Annotated in this window: 19 protein-coding genes; 4 read left to right on the top strand and 15 right to left on the bottom strand. The window is 59.4% G+C overall.

The genetic code is table 11. The features are described from left to right. Positions 1–161: 161 nt before the first annotated feature. From C8029_RS06145 to C8029_RS06135, 3 genes are read left to right on the top strand one after another with little or no spacing between them, the layout of a single operon-like run. Complete coding sequence (locus C8029_RS06145; protein ID WP_226946250.1) at positions 162–1,079, top strand: ABC transporter substrate-binding protein; 918 nt, start codon at positions 162–164, stop codon at positions 1,077–1,079. Next, the gene (locus tag C8029_RS06140; protein ID WP_009572127.1) at positions 1,079–1,888 is read left to right on the top strand and encodes an ABC transporter ATP-binding protein; all 810 of its coding nucleotides are present in this window, start codon (positions 1,079–1,081) and stop codon (positions 1,886–1,888) included. Before C8029_RS06145 ends, C8029_RS06140 begins: the two co-directional genes overlap by 1 nt. Continuing rightward, positions 1,881–2,687: an ABC transporter permease gene (locus tag C8029_RS06135; RefSeq protein ID WP_152002482.1), complete on the top strand. Its 807-nt coding sequence runs from the start codon at positions 1,881–1,883 to the stop codon at positions 2,685–2,687. The genes C8029_RS06140 and C8029_RS06135 overlap by 8 nt, the downstream gene beginning before the upstream one ends. 77 nt (positions 2,688–2,764) lie before the next feature. Here the strand turns inward: C8029_RS06135 and C8029_RS06130 are convergent, their stop codons facing one another. The 12 genes from C8029_RS06130 to C8029_RS06075 form a co-directional block, all read right to left on the bottom strand. Next, positions 2,765–3,601 (bottom strand): XdhC family protein, encoded by an 837-nt coding sequence (locus tag C8029_RS06130; protein WP_193217601.1) that lies wholly within the window; start codon positions 3,599–3,601, stop codon positions 2,765–2,767. A gap of 126 nt (positions 3,602–3,727) precedes the next feature. Then, positions 3,728–6,094, bottom strand: coding sequence for a xanthine dehydrogenase family protein molybdopterin-binding subunit (locus tag C8029_RS06125; protein ID WP_152002480.1), 2,367 nt, complete (start codon positions 6,092–6,094; stop codon positions 3,728–3,730). Beyond that, positions 6,091–6,576 (bottom strand): (2Fe-2S)-binding protein, encoded by a 486-nt coding sequence (locus C8029_RS06120; RefSeq protein WP_009572131.1) that lies wholly within the window; start codon positions 6,574–6,576, stop codon positions 6,091–6,093. The genes C8029_RS06125 and C8029_RS06120 overlap by 4 nt, the downstream gene beginning before the upstream one ends. A 2-nt stretch (positions 6,577–6,578) precedes the next feature. Further along, positions 6,579–7,430 carry an FAD binding domain-containing protein gene (locus C8029_RS06115; RefSeq protein ID WP_152002479.1) on the bottom strand — a complete coding sequence of 284 codons (852 nt, stop codon included), beginning with the start codon at positions 7,428–7,430 and terminating at the stop codon, positions 6,579–6,581. 70 nt (positions 7,431–7,500) lie between these two features. Beyond that, positions 7,501–8,511 (bottom strand): ABC transporter permease, encoded by a 1,011-nt coding sequence (locus C8029_RS06110; RefSeq protein ID WP_152002478.1) that lies wholly within the window; start codon positions 8,509–8,511, stop codon positions 7,501–7,503. Continuing rightward, positions 8,508–10,010 (bottom strand): sugar ABC transporter ATP-binding protein, encoded by a 1,503-nt coding sequence (locus C8029_RS06105; protein WP_040402269.1) that lies wholly within the window; start codon positions 10,008–10,010, stop codon positions 8,508–8,510. Before C8029_RS06105 ends, C8029_RS06110 begins: the two co-directional genes overlap by 4 nt. A gap of 67 nt (positions 10,011–10,077) precedes the next feature. Continuing rightward, complete coding sequence (gene torT, locus C8029_RS06100; protein WP_152002477.1) at positions 10,078–11,142, bottom strand: TMAO reductase system periplasmic protein TorT; 1,065 nt, start codon at positions 11,140–11,142, stop codon at positions 10,078–10,080. 97 nt (positions 11,143–11,239) lie between these two features. Next, positions 11,240–12,211 carry a 5-oxoprolinase subunit C family protein gene (locus tag C8029_RS06095; protein WP_152002476.1) on the bottom strand — a complete coding sequence of 324 codons (972 nt, stop codon included), beginning with the start codon at positions 12,209–12,211 and terminating at the stop codon, positions 11,240–11,242. After that, positions 12,201–13,076, bottom strand: a complete 876-nt coding sequence (locus C8029_RS06090; RefSeq protein WP_152002475.1) for a 5-oxoprolinase subunit B family protein — start codon at positions 13,074–13,076, stop codon at positions 12,201–12,203. Before C8029_RS06090 ends, C8029_RS06095 begins: the two co-directional genes overlap by 11 nt. Then, positions 13,073–14,449 carry an acetyl-CoA carboxylase biotin carboxylase subunit gene (locus C8029_RS06085; RefSeq protein WP_152002474.1) on the bottom strand — a complete coding sequence of 459 codons (1,377 nt, stop codon included), beginning with the start codon at positions 14,447–14,449 and terminating at the stop codon, positions 13,073–13,075. Before C8029_RS06085 ends, C8029_RS06090 begins: the two co-directional genes overlap by 4 nt. A gap of 4 nt (positions 14,450–14,453) precedes the next feature. Next, positions 14,454–14,687, bottom strand: a complete 234-nt coding sequence (locus tag C8029_RS06080; RefSeq protein ID WP_009572139.1) for an acetyl-CoA carboxylase — start codon at positions 14,685–14,687, stop codon at positions 14,454–14,456. A gap of 31 nt (positions 14,688–14,718) precedes the next feature. After that, positions 14,719–15,498, bottom strand: a complete 780-nt coding sequence (locus C8029_RS06075; RefSeq protein WP_009572140.1) for a 5-oxoprolinase subunit PxpA — start codon at positions 15,496–15,498, stop codon at positions 14,719–14,721. Positions 15,499–15,792: 294 nt separating this feature from the next. Here C8029_RS06075 and C8029_RS06070 point away from each other — a divergent pair, with 294 nt between their 5' ends. After that, the gene (locus C8029_RS06070; RefSeq protein WP_009572141.1) at positions 15,793–16,710 is read left to right on the top strand and encodes a LysR family transcriptional regulator; all 918 of its coding nucleotides are present in this window, start codon (positions 15,793–15,795) and stop codon (positions 16,708–16,710) included. A gap of 35 nt (positions 16,711–16,745) precedes the next feature. Here the strand turns inward: C8029_RS06070 and C8029_RS06065 are convergent, their stop codons facing one another. From C8029_RS06065 to C8029_RS06055, 3 genes are read right to left on the bottom strand one after another with little or no spacing between them, the layout of a single operon-like run. Continuing rightward, a complete protein-coding gene (locus C8029_RS06065; RefSeq protein ID WP_009572142.1) occupies positions 16,746–17,912 on the bottom strand; it encodes a M20 aminoacylase family protein in 1,167 nt (388 codons plus the stop codon). Between the two features lie 3 nt (positions 17,913–17,915). Beyond that, positions 17,916–18,401 (bottom strand): L-2-amino-thiazoline-4-carboxylic acid hydrolase, encoded by a 486-nt coding sequence (locus C8029_RS06060; protein ID WP_009572143.1) that lies wholly within the window; start codon positions 18,399–18,401, stop codon positions 17,916–17,918. Next, entirely contained in the window at positions 18,398–19,714 is a 1,317-nt protein-coding gene (locus C8029_RS06055) for an NAD(P)/FAD-dependent oxidoreductase (protein ID WP_009572144.1), read from the bottom strand. Before C8029_RS06055 ends, C8029_RS06060 begins: the two co-directional genes overlap by 4 nt. Positions 19,715–19,767: the final 53 nt, after the last annotated feature.

The raw sequence follows: 19,767 nt of genomic DNA, 5'->3' as shown, positions 1-19,767 counted from the left end.
TGCAATTCAAGTCGATAGGTCCAGATCACAACACTTTCGGCAAAAAATACAACACTCTCGTCAACAGGAGGTATTATGAAAATCGCACGCACTCTTTCCTTTATCGCTGGCATCACGGCGGCAACGCTGACGACATTGCCCACACCGCTGCCGCCGAAGATGTGACCAAAATCTCCTTCATGGAGGTCATTCACTCGCTGTTTTATTCGCCGCTCTATGTCGCGATCGGCAATGGTTATTTTGAGGAAGAGGGCATCGCCTTTGATCTCATCGCCGGTCAGGGCAGCGACAAGGTGACGGCCGCCTTGCTCTCGAACTCTGTGGACATTGCGCTCGCCGGGCCAGAGACCACGCTTTATGTCGAGACTGGAAAGTCGCCTGAGAAAATTCGCATCATTGCCGGGCTGACGGCAACGGATGGCTCCTTTCTGATCGGGCACGACCCCGCGACAGGCGACTTTGATTGGTCCTCTTTGAAGGGCAAAAAAATCCTGGGCTGGCGCGAAGGCTCGTCCCCGGCGATGTTCCTGCGCGCGGCGCTTGAAAAGGCCGGTTTGAACCCGGACGAAGATGTTGAAATCATCACCAACGTTGCCATTCCCGCCCGGATGGGGGCCTTCATGTCGGGCGTTGCCGATTATGGCACCTTCTTTGAACCGGATGTGACCACGCTTGAGGCCAACGGTCTGTATGCCCAAACCAATGTCGGACAAGCGGTCGGTGACATCGACTATACGGTCTTTATTGCCCGCGAAGCCTATATCGCCGAGCATCCAGAGGTGGTTGCGGGCTTTGTCAAAGCAATCGCCAAGGCTGAGGCCTGGATTGCCGAGGCCCCGGAGGCCGATGTTGCACAGGTTTTGCAGCCCTATTTCCCCGGCGTCGGTCTGGATGAGTTGGCCCAAAGCGTGCTGCGGCACCGTGCGGCAGGCGTTTGGAAAACCACGCCTGCGGTTGCGCCTGAGGCCATTGATGCCCTTCAAGACATGTTGATGTACAACGGCCTTTTGGCCGTTGAGACAAAAGTGGCTTTTGAAAACGTCGTCGATCCCAGTTTCTTTGCGCAGAGTGCGCAATAATGACGGGCGATACCACAGGGCGGCCCCTCGCGGTGCCGCCCAAAATTGAATTTCGCAACGTCGAACTGCATTACTTTTCGACCAAGGGCGAAACCCACGCCGTGAGTGACATGAATTTCACCGTCAACAAAGGGGAATTCATTTCCATCGTCGGGCAATCCGGCTGTGGCAAATCGACGTTGCTGTCTCTGCTGTGCGGATTGATGCAAACGACTTCGGGACAGGTGCTGATCGACGGGAAACCCGTCAAAGGCCCTTCGCCGCAAGTGGGGTTTATGTTGCAACATGACAGCTTGTTTGAATGGCGCACCATCCTTGAGAACGCGCTGCTTGGGCCGGAAATTCGCGGCATGGACATGCCCGCCGCACGAGCGCGGGCCGAGCGGATTTTGACGAATTACGGTCTTGGGCAGTTCCTGCATCACCGTCCAACGCAATTGTCGGGCGGGATGCGTCAACGCGCGGCGTTGGGGCGAACCATGTGTATGGAGCCGGATATCCTTTTGCTTGATGAACCGTTTTCGGCGCTGGATTTTCAGACCCGCATGTCGATTTCCGAAGAAATCGGCGAGATCATCCGGCGCGAGGGCAAGACCGCGATCCTTGTCACCCATGACATCCCTGAAGCCATCGCCATGGCCGACCGGGTGATTGTTTTGAGCCCGCGCCCCGGACGGCTCAAAAACATTCATGAGATCACCTTCCCAAGTTTGGGCGAGGTGCGTCCCGGCTGCATGGCGGTGCGCGATGCGGAGGAGTTCAAAGACTATTTCCACACAATCTGGACGGAGATGGAATCCGATGGCTGACACGACCCCGAACGCGACGCCAAGCGTCGCCTATCAAAACTGGGCAGCACGTCAGGGCCGCGCCCGCCGAAAAGTGATCGTCGGGCGCCTGCTTTTGCTGTTGGGCTTTTTGGCTCTCTGGGAATATGCGCCGCGCAACGGCATGGTGAATCCGATGCTCACCAGTTACCCAAGTGCCGTTTGGGACGGGTTTTGGGACCTGATTGCACAGGGCAAACTGGGGCTTCATATTGGCGTCACGCTGATGGAGGTGATGATCAGCTTTGCCATCGCCATGATCCTCGGCACAGTGATCGCCATTTGTTTATGGTTGTCGCCGATGTTGGAACGGGTGCTTGATCCCTTCTTGGTGGTGCTCAACGCCCTGCCAAAAATCGCCTTGGTGCCGATCTTTTACATCTGGTTGGGCCCGACCGGGTCGATCTATGCCGTCGCCATTGCCGTGGCGTTGTTCATCACGATTCTGATGCTCTACACTGGGTTCAACCAAAGCGATCCCAACAAGATCAAACTGGCGAAAACCCTTGGGGCAGGACAGGTGCAAATCCTGACCAAGGTGATTTTGCCGGGCAATGTTCACACCTTCATGGCGACGTTGAAAGCCAATGTCGGTCTGAGCCTTGTGGGGGTGATTGTGGGGGAATTTCAGGCGTCCAAAGCTGGTCTCGGGTATTTGATCGTCTACGGCAGCCAGATTTTCCGCATGGATATGGTGATGGCCGCGATTGTGATCCTCAGTCTGATCTCGGTTGGCATCTATCTGATTGTGCAAAAAGCAGAAGCCCTGCTGACCCGCTGACATGCATCTATCGAGGGGCGCGGGGCATGTTTCATCCCTCGCGCGTCTCCTTGAGCCAACTTTGTCTGATTTCGTTCCTAAACCCGTTTGCTTAAAATCTCGGCCAGAACCGACACCGCGAGCGAAGACGCATCGCGCGCGGGTCCAAAGAGACCGATTGGACCATGCAGCCGGTCCATCGCGCTTCGCTTTAGTCCCGCAGCGGCGAGGCCTTGTCGCCGCCGGTGTTGTGTCTGTCTGCCGCCAAGACAACCGACATAAAACGCCTCGCTTAGCAGTGCCTGCGTCAGCAGCGGCTCCTCATCCTCAGTATTATGATGCAGAAACGCGATGGCGGTGTGGGCGTCGATCTCGCCCAATCCGTGCGGCCGATTCACTCTTGTGATGCCCACATCCGCAGCCTGCGCCACCCGGATCAGCGCCTCCGCCTCAAGGCTCTCGCCCATGACGACGATCCGCACGGGCGGGGTAAAATGGGTCACAAACCGTACGTCTTGCCACCCGGTTTGGGCGGTGCTCGGTTCGGCCATCACCTGCGCGCTGTCTTTGTCATAGACCAGTGTCGCGGTCTGACGGCGCTCTAGCCGCGCCAAGACATCCCGGATCGGTGCGCCGTCGCGCAACACATGCACCAAAAGCTCAAGCCCACCACCACAGGGGAGGGTGATGTCGAAAAAGGGCGACCCCTTGCCGAAACGTATCAGGCGATCCTGACCGGTCTGAAGGGCGGACAGGGCCTCCGTCGCAACCGCGGCTTCGACACATCCGCCCGAGACGTAGCCACAATAGGCACCGTCTTCACGCACCGCCATAATGGTGCCTAAACTGCGTGAGGCACTACCATCGATCCCGACCAAAAGCACCAAGGCCGCCGCCGGACCCGACTCCATCGCCTGGCAAAGAAACTCCAACACATGCTGAGGGCGATCCGTTTTTTGCGGACAAAACGGCGTCCTGTCCGCGACCGAACCCGGTGCCGACGCGAGGGGGGCGTGCTGTGGGCGGGGCACCGGTGCTTCCATGTTACGCGCGCTCTCAGATCACTTTGAAAAGGCAATCGTATTCTCGTGCCAATGGCGCGACAGATGCGCCAGGTCGACACCTGAACTGAGACCGTCGATCAGCCCCAACACCCGAGGCGCGGTCAGAGGCAGGGCGTTCACCGGGGTTCCGATGGCATTGGCCACAGCACAGGCAATGGTTGCACCCACGTTCAAAATTGGCACCTCTCCGGCGCCTTTCGTGCCCAAAGGCCCACAAGACGGTGCCCCCTCATAGAGGTGATAGTCGATTGGCAGGGTGTCAAGCGCGGTCGGAATGCGGTAGGAAGAAAAGCAGGTCTGATCAAACGCACCCTCTGCATTGATCGTGATTTCCTCATGCAAGGCGTAGCCAATGCCCTGCGTGACCCCGCCCTGAATTTGACCATGGATCGCGCGGGGATTCAGCGCCCGACCGACGTCTTGGATGACGCGGTAGGCGAGGACCTCGACCTTGCCGGTATCCGGGTCGACCGCCACATCGCAATCATGCACGGCAAACACCGGAATATCTATCGCATCGATGAAATGCCCCGCCGCACAGCCCGGCATTGCTGGAATGCCCGGCGCGGTAAACGCCCCGCTGCCAGAAATCGGCCCGTGCTCCAACTCTGCCTGTGCGATCACGGTTTGAATGGTGGTGCCAGAGCCGGGTCGGTCACGGATTTCGACCCGGCCTTGGGCGAGAACCAAATCGTCTTGCGGCGTTTGCAGCATTTGGCTGGCGACGGCCAAAAGTTTGGATCGGACCTCGGCGCAGGCCTCTTGGCTGGCCGCGCCAATCGACACGGTCGTGCGCCCGCCGCCGACGCCCAGATCGCGCCCGGAAGCATCCGTATCCGCGGTTTTGACGATGACCGCATCCGGGTGAATGCCCAGATTGGCCGCCACGATTTGCGGCAAGGATTGCACCATGGTGCCCGATCCGATTTCGACGCCAGAGGTGACCAACGTGGCGCTGCCATCGACGTTGAGATTGACCGTGGCACTTGACGGGCCGACAAAAATGAACCAGGTGCCAACCGTCGTGGCGCGCCCGTAAAGCCGTCCATCGGGGCCTTTTTTCGCGCGCTCATGCGGCCCATAGGCGTCGATGGCCAAATCCAGCATCGGCCCAAGCACGTCACCCTCAAACACCTGTCCCGTCGCGCCGATGTCGCCATCTCCCACCACGTTGCGCCGCCGAAAGGCGACCGGGTCCATGCCAATGGCCTTGCAGATTTCGTCGGTGTGACATTCAAGCGCAAAGGTGTTGTACACGCCGTTGCAGGCACGAAAGGCCCCATTCGGCGGTGTGTTGGTGTAGACCGCTTGACTGGCGATTTTCACCGATCCCAACCGGTAATTGCCGCCCAGCGTATGCGCCGTCATCGTGGTGAGGAACACTTGTTCGCCGCCATAAGCGCCGCAATCCATCAACACCGTGGCTTCGCGCCCGACAATGTCGCCCTCTGGGGTTACCGCGGACCGGATCAGGATGTCGGCATTTTCGCGGCTCAAACAGGTCATCTGTTCTTCGCGGCGGGAGTTCACCAAAGACACTTTGCGCCCGGTTTTGCGTGCCAAAATCGCGGCGAAGGGTTCCAGAGAGCAATCGAATTTCAACCCAAACCCGCCGCCAACGGCGGGCACGGTGACATGGACTGCTGCCTCGGGTACGCCTAAAATCTTGGCCGTCACATGGCGCACGGTCCATGGCACTTGGGTCGAGGTGTGAATGTGAAACCGCCCGTCTTCATAGGCGGCCACCACGGCGCGCGGTTCAAACGGCACATGGCTTTGACGCCCGACCCGATAGGTGCCCTCCACAAGGATGACGTCGTCGCGAGCAAAGGCCGCATCGGTGTCGCCGCGCACCACCGTGGCTTCCCACGCGATATTGCCACCGCGTGCCGCGCCTTCGCGCAAAATCTCGTAGCTGGCCCAATCGGGGTGGATCAATGGCGCGTCTTTGGCCAGCGCCTCCGCCATGGTCAGAATTGGCGCTATCGGGTCGATCTCGACCAGAATGGCTGCGGCTGCGGCGCGCGCTTGGGCCAGGGTGGTCGCGGCCACCACGGCCAGAGGTTCGCCATGATAGCGCACCACGTCTTTTGCAAACAGCGGATGGTCGGCGATGCCGATCCCATGCAAACCGGGCGCGTCCTCACGTGTTGCAATCGCTTTGACCCCCGGCATGGACAGCGCGGGGGTGACGTCGATTTTGACGATCCTTCCCGACGCGGTCTCTGAACGGCGTGCAGCGGCGTGCAACATGCCGTGGCTGCCCTCGTCCACGGTATAGCGGGTGCGCCCCAGCAGCTTGTCCTTTGCATCCCGCCGAGGCAGGTTCATCACAGCAGTATTGGGAGGGTAGGGCAGTGTCACGGGCGCACCTCTTCCACGGGGCCAAGACCATTTGATCCAAGCGACAGGAGCGCATCTATAATGCGTTCGTAACCGGTGCAGCGGCAGATATTCCCGGTCATGGCCGATTTGAGTTCGGCGCGCGTGGGCGACGGATTTTCCGCCATGAAATGCGTCATCGACAGCACCATGCCGGGAAAGCACATGCCGCATTGCACGACATCGTATTCCAAGAACGCCTTTTGAACCGCAGTCAGGGTTTCACTGTTGGACACCCCTTCGATCGTTGTGATCTCCGCCCCGGCAAGGCGGCCAACGGGCAGCAGGCAGGACACTTTTGGTACGCCGTCGATCTGAACGATACAGGCGCCGCAAAAGCCTTCGCCACAGACATCCTTGGCCCCGGTGAGGTGCAAATCGTCGCGCAGGACCTCAAGCAAGGATCGGCGCGGATCGCCGTGATAGGGGACCGGGTCGCCATTGATCATCAAAGTCAGCACCATATTTAGGCTCCTTGCGCGGTCAGCGATATGTCAGAGAAGGCCTGTGCCACCAAAGCGGGCAACACCCGCAGGCGGTACCAACCTTGGCCATCCACGGCGTCACGGCCCACAAAGTCCTGTGATGCGCGGGCGGCGGCGTGGGCGCGGATGCTGTCCGACGTCATCTTTTGATCGTCGCACAGCGCTTCCAAAGCGTGCCAGCGCCGCGCACGCTCTTCGACCGACCCCACGGCAATCCGCAGGTCATGCAGCGTGCCATCAGGGTGGATTGCCGCCGAGAGGCTGACCACCGCAAGCGGATAGTCCCCGGCCTGCCTTTGCATCAACCGCACATGCGCCGAACGCCTAGAAGTGCGGGGCACGGTGACGTGGTGCAGAATATGAGGCCTGTCGACAGGGGTGTTGAGGTAATCCTCAAGCGAGAGGGTCTCGCGGCCCGAGGAGGTTTCAAGCGTCACCTTTGCATTCAACGCCAGAAGGGCGGGGGCCAAGTCCGCAGAGTGAAAATCCCGCGTGCATAGGTTGCCACCTAAAGTGGCCATGCGGCGGATGGCGGGGGTCGCGGATTTGCCCGCCGCCGTGGCGAGCGCTGCCAGATCGGGCGCGCCGATCACCGCGTTGCATATGTCCTGATGGGTTGCCATCGCCCCCACAACCAGCACCTGATCATCGAGTGTGATGTCTGTGAGGTCTGGAATCTCTGCCAGCGATATAAAGGTCCGCTCACGCGCCTCGCGCATGACCCATGTGCCCCCGGCCATCACGGTTGCCGTCTCTCCCAAACGTGTCAGGATGTCGAGCGCCTGCGAAACGCGGGTCACTGAGATCAGGCTCTGCTGTGGTATCTCCATCATGTCCGTCACCTTTGTAAGAGCGGTCGATCAAGGGCGTGCGGGCCTGCAACAGCCCGCGCACACAGTGGGGTTAGCGACCGCGCATGATCATGCGGTAACGCATCTGGTCAAAGATCACCGCGAGGATCAAAAGCCCGCCCAAAAGCACCATCTGCATGTAGGAGCTGATCTGGGCGAGGTTCATGCCGTTTTGTACCATGACGATGAAAAACGCGCCCAGGACCACGGTCTGCACCTTGCCGATCCCACCTCTGAGCGACACACCCGCGATGACACAGGCGGCGATGGATTCAAGCGCCATGGAGCCGCCCAAATTGGCCTCGCCGCTTTCCACCCGCGCGGTCAACAACAGCCCGGTGAGAGACGCAATCAGCGAACAGAGGATGTAGGACACCATCAAGGTGCGCTTGGTGTTGATGGCCGAGAGATGCGCGGCCTTGATATTGCCGCCAACGGCGTAAATCTGTGTGCCCAAAGGCGTGCGCGACATCACCAGCCACATCACCACGATACAGATCGCGGCGATGAACACCGGAACAGGCACGCCGAACCATTTGCCAAAGCCAAAGGTGTCGCCAAAGGCAAAGGGCAGGCCAGACACCGGCACACCGCCGGTGAGAAACAGCGCAAGACCTGCGCCAACGGAGGACACGCCCAAGGTCATGATGAAGGGCGAAACCTCGAAATAGGCCACGCCCACGCCATTGACGAGCCCCACCAGCAAGGCGGTGAATCCCCCCGCAGCGATCCCGATCACAATCGCCAGCCAGATCGCATCGGGCATCACGCCCACCGCCCAGGTCATCGACACGGCGGAGACCACAGAAGTCAGCGCAATCGCGGTGCCAACCGACAAGTCAAACCCGCCAGAGACCAAAACCAACATCTGTCCCAAAGAGACCAAAACCAGATAAACCGATTGCCGGGCCACATTGACGAGGTTCTGCCCGGTCAGGAATTTCGCGGACATCAACGAGAAAACCACCAAAGCGATGGCCAAAAAGAACGGCAAGACGCCGACACGTAAAAACAGTTTGCGCAGAACGCCGGAGGTGTCAGAAGATGTGGGTGCGGTTGTCATAGGGTCGGTTCACTTTCAACAAAGAAGTGTTTCAAAACAGTGTCCTCGGTGGCATCAGCCCGCGCCAATTCGGCGGTGACATGGCCATGGGCAAAGACGAGGAGACGGTGAGAGAGGTTGATCGCTTCGGGCAGATCGGAGGAGATCACGACCACGGCCTTGCCCGCCTCCGCCAGGGATTTGATCTTGAGATACAGGGCGGCGCGGGTGCCCATATCGACGCCCACGGTCGGCTCATCAAAGATGTAAACATCGGCATCTTGGCCAAAGGCCTTGCCAAATAACACCTTCTGTTGGTTGCCACCCGAAAGCTGCGAGACATATTTGGTGCGGTAATCATGGGGCAATTCGACGCGATCCGCGATCTCTGCGACCCGCTCACGCACCACGCGCCAAGTGATCCATCCGCGCTTGGAGGCGGTGCCCGAGGTCACCACATTCAGCCCGAGATTGTCATTGGAGGTCTTGGCCAGATCCAGCCCCTCGGCCTTGCGATCCGGCGACAGGTAATACAGACCACGGCGGATGATCTCGCGGGTCGAAAGATGGGTGATGTCCTGGCCTTTGAGGATGACGGTGCCCGTTTGATGCGCGGTCAGCCCCATCATGGCGCGGAAAAACCGCGATTTGCCGCAGCCAACCAGCCCCGCCACGCCCAGAACCTCACCCGCCCGCAGGCTCAGGCTGCTGGGGGCCACGCCGGGCGTCGACAGCCCGTTGACCTCAAGCACGACCTCGCCGGGCATGGTCGCAATCACCGGATAAATTTCCGCAATCGCGCGTCCGGTCATCATCTCGACCAAATGCGCCTCATCTGTATCCGTCATGGCGACCGTGCCGATTTTCGCGCCATCGCGCAGAACTGTGACCCGATCGGCAATGCGGGCGAATTCCTGCATCCGGTGGGAAATGTAGACGATGCCAACGCCCTTGGCCTTTTGCTGTTGGATGAAGGCAAACAGGTGATCGACCTCGCGGTCGGTCAGAGAGGCGGTCGGTTCATCCAAGATCAAGACCTTGAGATCGCCGTGAAACGCCTTGGCAATTTCAACCATCTGTTGCTGGGCGCGCGACAGGGAGGCGACCTGTGCCGAGGGGGAGAGGGCAAAGCCCAACGTGTCGAAAATCTCTTGTGCGCGTCGGCGCATTTCGCCGTGATCAATCAAAAATCCGGCGCGCGGCTCTTGGCCCAAAAACATGTTTTCGGCCACGGTCAGCGTCGGGATCAGCGAGAATTCCTGAAACACAGTATAGACGCCATGGGATTTGGCGCGCGCCACCGTGTCGAAATTCATCGTATGACCGTCAAGGTAAATCGCGCCTTCAGAGGGCGATGTGGCGCCCGCGAGCATGGAAATCAGCGTCGATTTCCCGGCACCATTTTCGCCAAACAACACATGAACCTCGCCTGCATTCAGGTCAAAATCCACCGCATTGAGGGCGCGCACGCCGGGGTAGTCCTTGGTCAATCCGTGGGTGGAGAGTAGGGGACGGGGCATAGTGGGCCTCCAAATGGGACAGTGGACCGGGACACATCTGCCCCGGCCCGAGATCAAAGATCAGCCGTTATTCGACGGAGAACACCGGGCGGAACCCATCCGGCGGCAAGATCGCATCGCGCGCCACCGAGCCGATATTGTCGCCATCGACGACAAAGATTTTCGGACCCACATGTTTGATGTAATCCTTGCCTTCGATGATGCGGACAGCTTGGTCCACGGCGATCCGGCCCTGAATGACCATCGAATCCGCCGGAGCAGCGGCGATCATGCCGCGTTGGATGCCGGTATAGACGCCCGGTGTCATGTAAAACGCCAGAAGGCCGATCTCATCGGTGAGGCCACGTTCGCGCAAAAGACCCTGTGCCGCTTCGGCGGTGACCGCCGTGCCTGCGAGGTATTTCACGTCGGGGTTGGATTGCAAAACGTCTTCGACCAGCTTGAGCTGTGCCTCTTTGCCGGTGTCGCCATAGCGCGGTTCCAACACTTCAACAGCCGAACCTTCGATGGCGGTCATAAAGCCGGTGTTGGCGGCCTCGACCCAACCAGCACCCGCAGGTCCGGGGAACCAACCGACCTGAACCGGGTCCGTGCCAGCGGGATGTTTGTCCGCCAGATATTTGCCGGTTTCAAAACCCATCGTGTAGAAAGACACCAAGGATTTGGCGGAAATGTCCGGCGAGGACACACCGTTGATCACGTCGATCACCGGGATGCCTTTGGCGGCCACTTCGGAAATCACGCTGTTGAGGCCGTCATAGGAAATCGCCCCGATGATCACCGCATCCGCGCCGGAGGCAACGCAATCTTCGATCTGGCTGACCTGTTTCGACAGTTCGGTATACCCGCCCGCCTCGACAAGGTTCATTTTGACGCCAAGACGTTTGGCTTCTTCGGCCACGCCGTAATCCACGCCAAGCCAATAGGCGTCTTTCATATGCGGGAAAGACACGCAGATGTTGTAGGCCTCATCGGCTTTCTCAAGCGCTTCATAGGTCACCGGGGTGGAGGTGCCGTCGGTGGAAAAGGCGGGGGTCACCTCTTCGGCCTCATAGGGATACCACGCATCGGCAAGCGCCGGGGTGGTGAGCATGGCGGCAAAGGCCACGCCGGTCAAAAGGGCATGTTTCATGGATCTGACTCCTTGTTGGGTCCATCAGTTGAAATGCGGTCATTGCCGCGTTTTTATTATGAAAGGGGAGCGGGTGCTCCCGGTCGGCATCAGGCCCCTAAGCGAGGGCCTGACGGATGTCTGCGAGCATGGTTTTGCGCGCGGCGCGTGCTGCCAGCGCCTCGTCCATCTCGACACGTTTGAAGGTGACGGGAGTGTTGGGCTGCAATTGACCGATCAGGTCCATATCCGCCGAAATCACCGCGCCCAGGGTAAAATAGCCGCCCCCCGACACCGCATCGCGGTGCAACACGATGGGTTCCAAGCCGCCGGGCACCTGAATCGAGCCATAGGAGTAACACCCGTCCACGATGTTTGACGGATCAGAACCTGCGCCAAAGGGCTGTGGACGATCGACAAATTCCATCGGAGTGCCGCCGCGGAACCGATAGCCCATGCGGTCCGCTTCGGGCGCGACCACCCAGGCATCATCGAAAAACGCCTTTTGGCTTTTCTCGGTCAGACGGTGCCAATAGAGCCCGGTCAACACCCGCAATACGGCGGGGGTGCCGGGGCGGCGGCGAAGCGCCAGGGGAACAGAGCGCCCCTCCGCCACCACCGCGCCAGTGCCCACCGGGATCACATCCCCGGCGGCCACGGCGCGCCCTTCGAAACCACCCAAGGCCCCGATGGGATAGGTGGAGCGCGACCCAAGCGCAGGCTCAGTCGCGATACCGCCGGAGACGGCGATGTAAATCCGCGCCCCAGCTTTGAGAAAGCCAAAGGATAGGGTTTGACCGGGTTTGACGGTAAACGACGTCCACGTCTCGCGCGGCTCTCCGTCAAGCATCATCGGGATGTCCGCGCCAGTGACGGCGACGCTCATTTCGGCACCGAATTTGATCTCCGGCCCCATGAACACGGCTTCTAATCCGGCCGCGCCTTCGTCATTGCCGACCAAAAGGTTCGCGGCCCGCAGCGCCAAGCGATCCATCGCGCCGCCTTCGGGAATGCCAAGATGAAAGTAGCCGGGGCGGCCAAGATCCTGAACACTGGTTGCAAGTCCCGGTTTGATGATCTCAAGCGTCATTGAGGGCCTCCATCAGCTTGGCGTTGAAACCGGTCATGTCGGCGTTGAACGCGTCGAGATCAAATTTGACCTCGGCAATGCGCGGCGCATAAGTGCCCGCCTCAACCTCTTTGACGATCCGGTCGTAGTCTGTGCGATCAATCGGTTTCCATTTGACGATGTCGCCGGGGCGGAAAAACACCATGAAATCTTTGAGGTAGCTGATCTTTTGCTCAGGATCATAGATCGGCATCGGTGTGATCCCGAACATCTGATAGCCACCGGCGCCGCGCACCGAATAGATGCAGGAAAAACACCCGCCATAGCCCACGGTCAGTTTCGGCGTATCGGTCCGGGGCCGCAGGTATTTTGGCACCTCAAGCTGTTTGTCGCGCTCGACCAGTTGGTAGAGAAACGGCAGACCCGACACAAAGCCCACCATCGAGACGAACCAAGGTTGGGAATGATGCGCCTCGATAAAGGCGGCGACGCTGTCATAGCCGTTGATCTTGGCGGCATATTCCAAATCCGACCCGCTCGGATCCTGGTGGCGTTCGCGGAACCGCATCAGAGTTTCATGGGTCCACGGGTCTTCATAAAACACCGGAATTTCGATGATCCGGGTCTCAAGGCGTTTCTCTTGCGCCTCCGCCTCGTGTTCCAATTCCTTGATCTTGGCCATGATGGCGTCAGGGGCGATGACATCGGGGTCAAACCGCACCTCGAAGGAGGCATTCGCCGGGCAAATCTCGGTCACGCCGGGGATATTCGCGGCGCGCACCAGTTTGCTCAAGGACAGGCAGATAAAGAAGGCATCCAGAGACATTTCATCGTCGATCTCGACATAGATATGTTCGTCCCCGCCATAGCTGTAACGCGTTTTCATGCGGCGTCTCCTTTGGTTGCGGTCAAATGTCCGGCGGCCAGCCACGGTTCCAGCCATTGGGTATGAAACGCGCCTTTGCGCACCTCAGGGTCGGCGGCCAGCGCAAGGTGCAGCGGCACCGTGGTTTTCGTGCCACCGATCTCCAATTCGGTGAGGGCGATGACCAATTTATCAATCGCCTCATTGCGGGTCGGGGCATGGACAATCACCTTGCCCAACAGCGAGTCATAGAACGGCGGGATTTGGTAGCCCTCGGAAAGGAAGTGATCAAACCGCACGCCTTCGCCCTTGGGCTCGACCAGTTTCGACACCACGCCGGGCCATGGCATGAATTGCATGAACGGATCTTCGGCACAGATGCGCACCTCGATGGCGTGGCCTGAGCGGGTGATCTGATCTTGGGTCATCGACAGTTTGGCCCCGCCGCAGACATTGATCATTTCCGCCACCAGATCGACGCCGGTGAGCATTTCGGTGACCGGATGTTCGACCTGAATGCGGGTGTTCATTTCGATGAAGTAAAACGCGTTGGTCGCCTCATCATAAAGGTACTCAAGCGTGCCCGCGCCACGATAATTCACCGCCTTGGCCAACGCCACGGCAGAGGCGCAAAGGGCTTCGCGGGTCGGTTCGTCCAAACAGGCAGCTCCGGCTTCTTCCCAGACCTTTTGCCGACGTCGTTGCAGGGAACATTCGCGTTCAAAACAATGCACCGCAGTGTCGCCATCGCCCAAGATTTGCACCTCGATGTGGCGCGGCGACAGGATGGCGCGTTCGATATAGAGGCCACCGTCGCCAAAGGCAGCTTCGGCTTCGGCCTTGGCTTGCGGGGCGAGGGTTCTGAGCTCTGCCTCGTTCGACGCGATGCGAATGCCGCGCCCGCCGCCGCCCGCTGCGGCTTTGATCATCACCGGATAGCCGATCTCGGCGGCCACTTTCAGTGCGTCCTCGACGTCAATCCGCCCCTCGGAGCCGGGCACCACCGGCACACCGGCAGCTATTGCCGCCTGACGTGCCGCGACCTTGTCGCCCATACGCTCGATCGTGTCCGCGGTGGGACCGACGAAAATCAACCCGGCGGCTTCGACAGCGCGGGCAAAGCGCGGGCTCTCGGACAAAAAGCCGTAGCCCGGATGGATCGCATCCGCACCTGTATCCTTGGCGGCTTTCAGCACGGCCTCGATGTTCAGATAGCTGTCTTTCGAGGGCGCAGGGCCGATACAGATGGCCTCGTCGGCCAGCTTGACCGCCAGCATATCGGTGTCAGCTTCGGAATGGGCCTGGATCGCGTGGATGCCCAACGCTTGCGCGGCGCGCACGATCCGCACGGCAATCTCGCCTCGGTTGGCAATGAAAAGACGTTCAATAGCCATCAGATCACGCAAGCTCCGCAAGCACAGCACCGGCGGTCACCGGGGCGGCGTCGTCGATCATGTATTTGACAAAGGTGCCCTCAACTTCGGAGGTCACAGCGATAAAGGTTTTCATCACTTCGACCAGACCGATGGTGTCGCCAATGGCCACCGCATCGCCGGGGGATTTGAACACCGGCTCCTCGGGGGAGGGCTTGTGATAAAATGTGCCGGGGAGGGGGGATTGAATGTTGCTCATGGTCGTTTCCTGTTGGTTTAGCTCTGTTGGCTTAGGCGGTTTCAAGCACGGCGGAGGCCGGTGCAATATGGATGCCGTTTTCGGTCAGAGTGGCGCGGATGGCGCGTCCGATGTCCAGAGCGCCCGGCGTGTCGGAGTGAAAACAAATCGACTCGAACGCGATGTCGATGTCTTTGCCCTCAACCGTGGTCACTTTGCCCTCAAGACAGGCGCGCAGGCACTTTTGTGCAATCGCCTCTGGATCGGGTCGGCCAACGCGGCGGGTGAAAACAATCGCACCGTCAGTGCCATAGTCGCGATCGGCATAGAATTCGCGCACCACTGGGTGACCCAGCCGTTTGGCGACCTCGTAGGTCTTGGACACACCCATGCAATAGATCAAAAGATCGCCGCTGATCGCGCCAAGGCTTTCGATCATGTGGCGTGACAGCTCTTCGTTGCGCGCGGCCTCCATGTAAAGCGCGCCATGCGGTTTGACGTGCTGAAGCCGGATGCCGTGGCGGCGGCCAAATTCGCGCACCGCGCCGACCTGATAGATGATGTCGTTGACCAATTCTTCGTGGGTGGTCTGGATGAAGCGACGGCCAAAGCCCTGAAGGTCGCGATAGCCGGGATGCGCGCCAAGCCCGACGCCGTAGACCTGGGCCAATTTGATCACCCGATCCATGGAGTTCGGATCACCGGCGTGAAACCCTGCGGCGATGTTGGCCGAAGAGATCAATGCCATCAGATCTTCGTCGGGCGCTTCGCCCAAGACCCAATGGCCAAAGCCCTCACCCATGTCGCAATTTAAATCGATGATCTTCTGCATGACTGGTCCTTGTTCTCTGTGGAACCAGCATTTTCCAAATTGAGTCTGTTTGTAAAATTCAGAATTCAACTATAGCATTATCTAATTTTCCAAATTCAAAATTTCAATTCAGATCAGATTTTGCGCGCATTTGGGCAAAAATAGGCAATTTTGAAACGGCGGCAACAGTCATTATTCGATTTTGGAGATAATACTTGGTTCAAAAATTGAATTTCCGAATTCATTGGGCATCCTCTACACTGACATCGAGACACCGCGCCAAGGTGTTCGGAAAATCCGAAGAGGACGGTCCTGATGAATCTGCGCCAATTGAAATATTTTCTTGCCACCGCCGAATTGGGGCAGGTCAGCCGCGCCGCCAGTGAATTGTCGATTTCGCAATCCTCGATCACCACGGCGATCCGCGAGTTGGAGCAGGAAATGGACACCATCCTGTTTGTGCGCACGGCGCATGGGATGGAGCCGACCGCATCGGGGCGCGAACTTGTGGGGGCGGCGCGCGACGTGTTGGAAAAGGTCAATATCGCGCGCAACATCGGCCAAGGTCGATCCGAGATTGAAGGCACCATCAACATTGCCGCCACTTATACGGTGATTGGCTATTTCCTACCCTTTCATCTCGACCGCCTGACCCACCGGTTTCCAAAACTCGACATTCGCATCAGCGAGCTGAACCGGGAGAGCATCGAAGAGGGGTTGATGACAAATCGCTTTGACATGGCGGTTTTGCTGACCTCGAACACCGCCAATCCCGAACTTGAGACCGAAACCTTGCTGCGCTCGCACCGCCGCCTTTGGGTGCCGCAAAACCACCCGCTGCACCAACAGGGCCGCGCGACATTCGAAGATATTGCGAAAGAGGATTACATCATGTTGACCGTCGATGAGGCGGCCAATACGTCGATGAAATATTGGGGGCCAACCGGGCTGACGCCCAACATCAAACTGCGCACCTCTTCGACCGAGGCGGTGCGTTCCATGGTCGCCAACGGGCAGGGCATCACCATCCTCTCGGATATGGTCTATCGGCCTTGGTCCTTGGAGGGGCGCCGGATCGGCACGGTCGCGACCGACCGCGAAATCCCCTCTATGGATGTGGGTTTGGCGTGGCGTCGTACGCAGGACATGAGCGAGCCTGTTCGGGTATTTTACGACTACTTTATGGATGCATTCCTGTCGCCGCAAATGTCGCAACTCGCCGGGCGCAGTTAAGGGTGGCGACCCGTCAGAGTCGCCGCACGTTGCGGTTAGGCCGACAGACGTTGCCGCACGAGCGTGACCCAATAAGAACTGCCCCAGCCAATCACATCGTCATTAAAATTATAGGCCGGGTGATGCAGATTGGCCGACGGTCCATTGCCGATATTGATCATACAACCCGGCACTTTGTTCAGCATAAAGGCGAAATCTTCGCCCCCCAAAGTGGGCGTCATATCCAACGTCACATTCTCCTCACCGGCCACCGCGCGCGCGGCTTCGGCGGCAAATTCGGTCTCTTGCGCGTGGTTCACCAGCACCGGATAGCTGCGTTTATAGTCCAGTGTGCCGACACAGCCATGTCCGGCGGCGATATTGGACACGATCTCACCGACCCGGTGTTCGACATGATCCCGCAGCGCCTCATTCATCGTGCGCACCGTGCCTTTGACGGTGATCTGTTGCGGGATGACGTTATGGGCGTGGCCGCCCTCAATCGCACAGAGCGACACAACATGGGCGTCAAACGGATCGACAGAGCGCGCGCTCATGCCGTGGATGGCCTGAATGATCCCGGCAAGGGCCGGAAACGGGTCAATGCTTGTGTGCGGTTCGGCGGCGTGTCCGCCTTTGCCGGTGATGGTGATGGTCAGTATGTCCACGGCGGCCATAATCGGCCCCGGAGCGGTGGTGAATTTTCCCACATCGAGCCCCGGCATATTGTGCATGCCGTAGACCTCATCACAGGGCCAACGCTCAAACAACCCGTCTTCGATCATCGCCTGCGCGCCCGCGCCGCCCTCTTCGGCGGGTTGGAAGATCACGATCACCGTGCCGTCAAAGGCGCGCGTTTCTGCCAGATGTTTCGCCGCGCCCAGCAACATGGTCGAATGGCCGTCATGCCCACAGGCGTGCATTTTCCCCGGCACTTTCGAGGCATAAGCCAGCCCGGTTTCTTCCAGAATTGGCAGCGCATCCATATCGGCGCGCAGTCCAATCATCCGCCCGGAGATATTGGTTTTGCCGTGGATCACACCGACCACGCCGGTCTGGCCCATCCCCTCGACCACCTCATCCACACCCGCCGCGCGCAGAGCCTCGGCCACTTTCGCGGCGGTGCGATGGACCTCGTACAAAAGCTCGGGGTTTTCGTGCAAATCATGGCGAAATGCGATCAAATCCTCGATCTCGCGCGCCACCCAATTTTCAATCGCCATGTTTTATCCTTTCGTCATTTTATATCGAAAATCACAATGGCTCGCGCCTTTCATGATCGTCTGTGTCCGGGTCAATTCGATCTTCGGGTTATAGCCGACGCAAAAATCGCCATCGCGATTGCAGGACAACAGATGCCCGATGTCGCCCAGCCCCATGTCCTGATACATCTCCGCATAGCGACAGCGCGTGACGTTAAAGGCCATTTGATCCGGCTCAGTCACCAGGACATCCATCTCAAGCGCGTCTTCTTTGGTCCAGTTCGGCAGAATATCGGCAAAATCCGACAGGTTCGGCGCATGGCCCAAATCTTCGGCCAGGGCTTTGCCCTGTTCAATCGCGGAGCGCGAGCAGGTCTCGCCAATCACCGCTTCCGCCTCTTCGCGGCCCGCGCGTTCGGTAATTACGTCGAGCACATGTTTGAGGATCATCGCCTCAATGCGGCGGCGTTCGAGGATGGGGAGGTCTTTCATTGCGTCACCTTTGCTCATAGTTTCGGCTCCTGACGGTCTTTGCGTTGCAACCATGTCAGATAGAGCGGTGCAACCCGGCGACCAATGGCATGAAACGGCAGTGGATGCGGCTCGGTGACCGGCAGGGCCAGCCCGCGCTCATCCTCGCCATCCACGGCCCGCGCGATCTCGCGGCCCAAAGCATTGCCAAGCGCCACGCCGCGCCCGTTACAGCCAATCCAGGTCCAGCCATTCGGACCCAGTTTGTGGACCCGCGGAAAGCGGTCCCAATTCATCGACAGATAGCCGGACCAGATATGCGTCATTTTCGGCGGCGCGAGCTGTGGGAAACTGTCGGCCAGATTGGCCGCGACCTTGCGCGCGATCCGGGCCTCAACGTCGCCACCGCCAAGGATCGCCCCGCCGGTGATCAACCGATTGCGCGCATCATAGCGGAAAAACCGCAAATCGCCACGCGTGTCAGACACCGCCTGACGCCCCGGCAAAAGCGTGGCGCGCAAATTGTCCGAGAGCGGTTCGGTGGACATTTGCCACGAATGCACCGGGATGATGGACCGTGCCAAACGCTGCGCCAACCCGGGGGACAATTCGCCGGTGTAGGCATTGGTGGCAAGGATCAGCGCGCGGGCTTTGACCGTGCTTTTGACTGTGCCGTGGGTGGTTTTGACGACCCACTCCGCCCCGGTATGTGCATAGCTCTCCACGCGGGTTTGTTCAAAAATTTTACCGCCGTGGCGCTCTACCGCCCCGGCCAGTCCGCGCGCCAAAGCCAGCGGGTTGATATGTCCGCCCGAAGGCGCCAACATCCCGCCGTACCAATGATCCGTGCCCATCAATGCGGTGGTGGCGGCGCGGTCAAGGTATTCGACCTCAAGCCCAAACCGCGTCCAGGCCTCCACCCGCTTTTGGCTTAATTTGGTGCGTCCGGGTGAGTGCGCCGGTTGAAACCACCCGGTTTGCTCCGCTTCGGCCTCAATCCCCTCATCGCGGATTTTGTCAAACAACATCCCCGCAGAAGCCCCGATCAATTCGGCAAATTTGCGCCCGGTCTCGCCAAAGCGCGCCACCCACATATCGGGTTCGGCGGCGGTCAGTGTGGGGATCACTTGGCCGTTGTTGCGCCCCGATGCGCCCCAGCCCACGGCCTGACCTTCGAGCACCACAACATCGCGCCCGGCCTTGGCCAGATGCAGCGCGGCAGACAAGCCGGAAAAACCGCCGCCGATGATCACGGTGTCGGTCTCGATCGGGCTGCTCAGGGGCGCGTTGGGCGGACGTTTGGGGGCGGTGTCGGCCCAAAGCGAGGGCGGGAAGGAAACGGGGCTTTGCATTTTGGGTCTTTCGGTAGTGTGATAGGTAAATTCTACGGAATGGGCGTTTTGGC

The sequence above is a fragment of the Roseobacter sp. TSBP12 genome (assembly GCF_009129705.1).
GTDB classification, from domain to species: Bacteria; Pseudomonadota; Alphaproteobacteria; order Rhodobacterales; family Rhodobacteraceae; genus Celeribacter; species Celeribacter baekdonensis_A.
Note: the sequence above shows the minus strand (reverse complement) of the source record. Positions and strands in the feature narration are given on the sequence as shown.

Coding starts and splice junctions, on each gene's coding strand:
- C8029_RS06135 (WP_152002482.1), top strand. CDS start 1,881: ATGGCTGACACGACCCCGAACGCGACGCCAAGCGTCGCCTATCAAAAC.
- C8029_RS06085 (WP_152002474.1), bottom strand. CDS start 14,449: ATGGCTATTGAACGTCTTTTCATTGCCAACCGAGGCGAGATTGCCGTG.
- C8029_RS06055 (WP_009572144.1), bottom strand. CDS start 19,714: ATGCAAAGCCCCGTTTCCTTCCCGCCCTCGCTTTGGGCCGACACCGCC.
- C8029_RS06120 (WP_009572131.1), bottom strand. CDS start 6,576: ATGGTGCTGACTTTGATGATCAATGGCGACCCGGTCCCCTATCACGGC.
- C8029_RS06105 (WP_040402269.1), bottom strand. CDS start 10,010: ATGCCCCGTCCCCTACTCTCCACCCACGGATTGACCAAGGACTACCCC.
- C8029_RS06140 (WP_009572127.1), top strand. CDS start 1,079: ATGACGGGCGATACCACAGGGCGGCCCCTCGCGGTGCCGCCCAAAATT.
- C8029_RS06075 (WP_009572140.1), bottom strand. CDS start 15,498: ATGCAGAAGATCATCGATTTAAATTGCGACATGGGTGAGGGCTTTGGC.
- C8029_RS06110 (WP_152002478.1), bottom strand. CDS start 8,511: ATGACAACCGCACCCACATCTTCTGACACCTCCGGCGTTCTGCGCAAA.
- C8029_RS06070 (WP_009572141.1), top strand. CDS start 15,793: ATGAATCTGCGCCAATTGAAATATTTTCTTGCCACCGCCGAATTGGGG.
- C8029_RS06095 (WP_152002476.1), bottom strand. CDS start 12,211: ATGACGCTTGAGATCATCAAACCGGGACTTGCAACCAGTGTTCAGGAT.
- C8029_RS06090 (WP_152002475.1), bottom strand. CDS start 13,076: ATGAAAACGCGTTACAGCTATGGCGGGGACGAACATATCTATGTCGAG.
- C8029_RS06080 (WP_009572139.1), bottom strand. CDS start 14,687: ATGAGCAACATTCAATCCCCCCTCCCCGGCACATTTTATCACAAGCCC.
- C8029_RS06115 (WP_152002479.1), bottom strand. CDS start 7,430: ATGATGGAGATACCACAGCAGAGCCTGATCTCAGTGACCCGCGTTTCG.
- C8029_RS06060 (WP_009572143.1), bottom strand. CDS start 18,401: ATGAGCAAAGGTGACGCAATGAAAGACCTCCCCATCCTCGAACGCCGC.
- torT (WP_152002477.1), bottom strand. CDS start 11,142: ATGAAACATGCCCTTTTGACCGGCGTGGCCTTTGCCGCCATGCTCACC.
- C8029_RS06065 (WP_009572142.1), bottom strand. CDS start 17,912: ATGGCGATTGAAAATTGGGTGGCGCGCGAGATCGAGGATTTGATCGCA.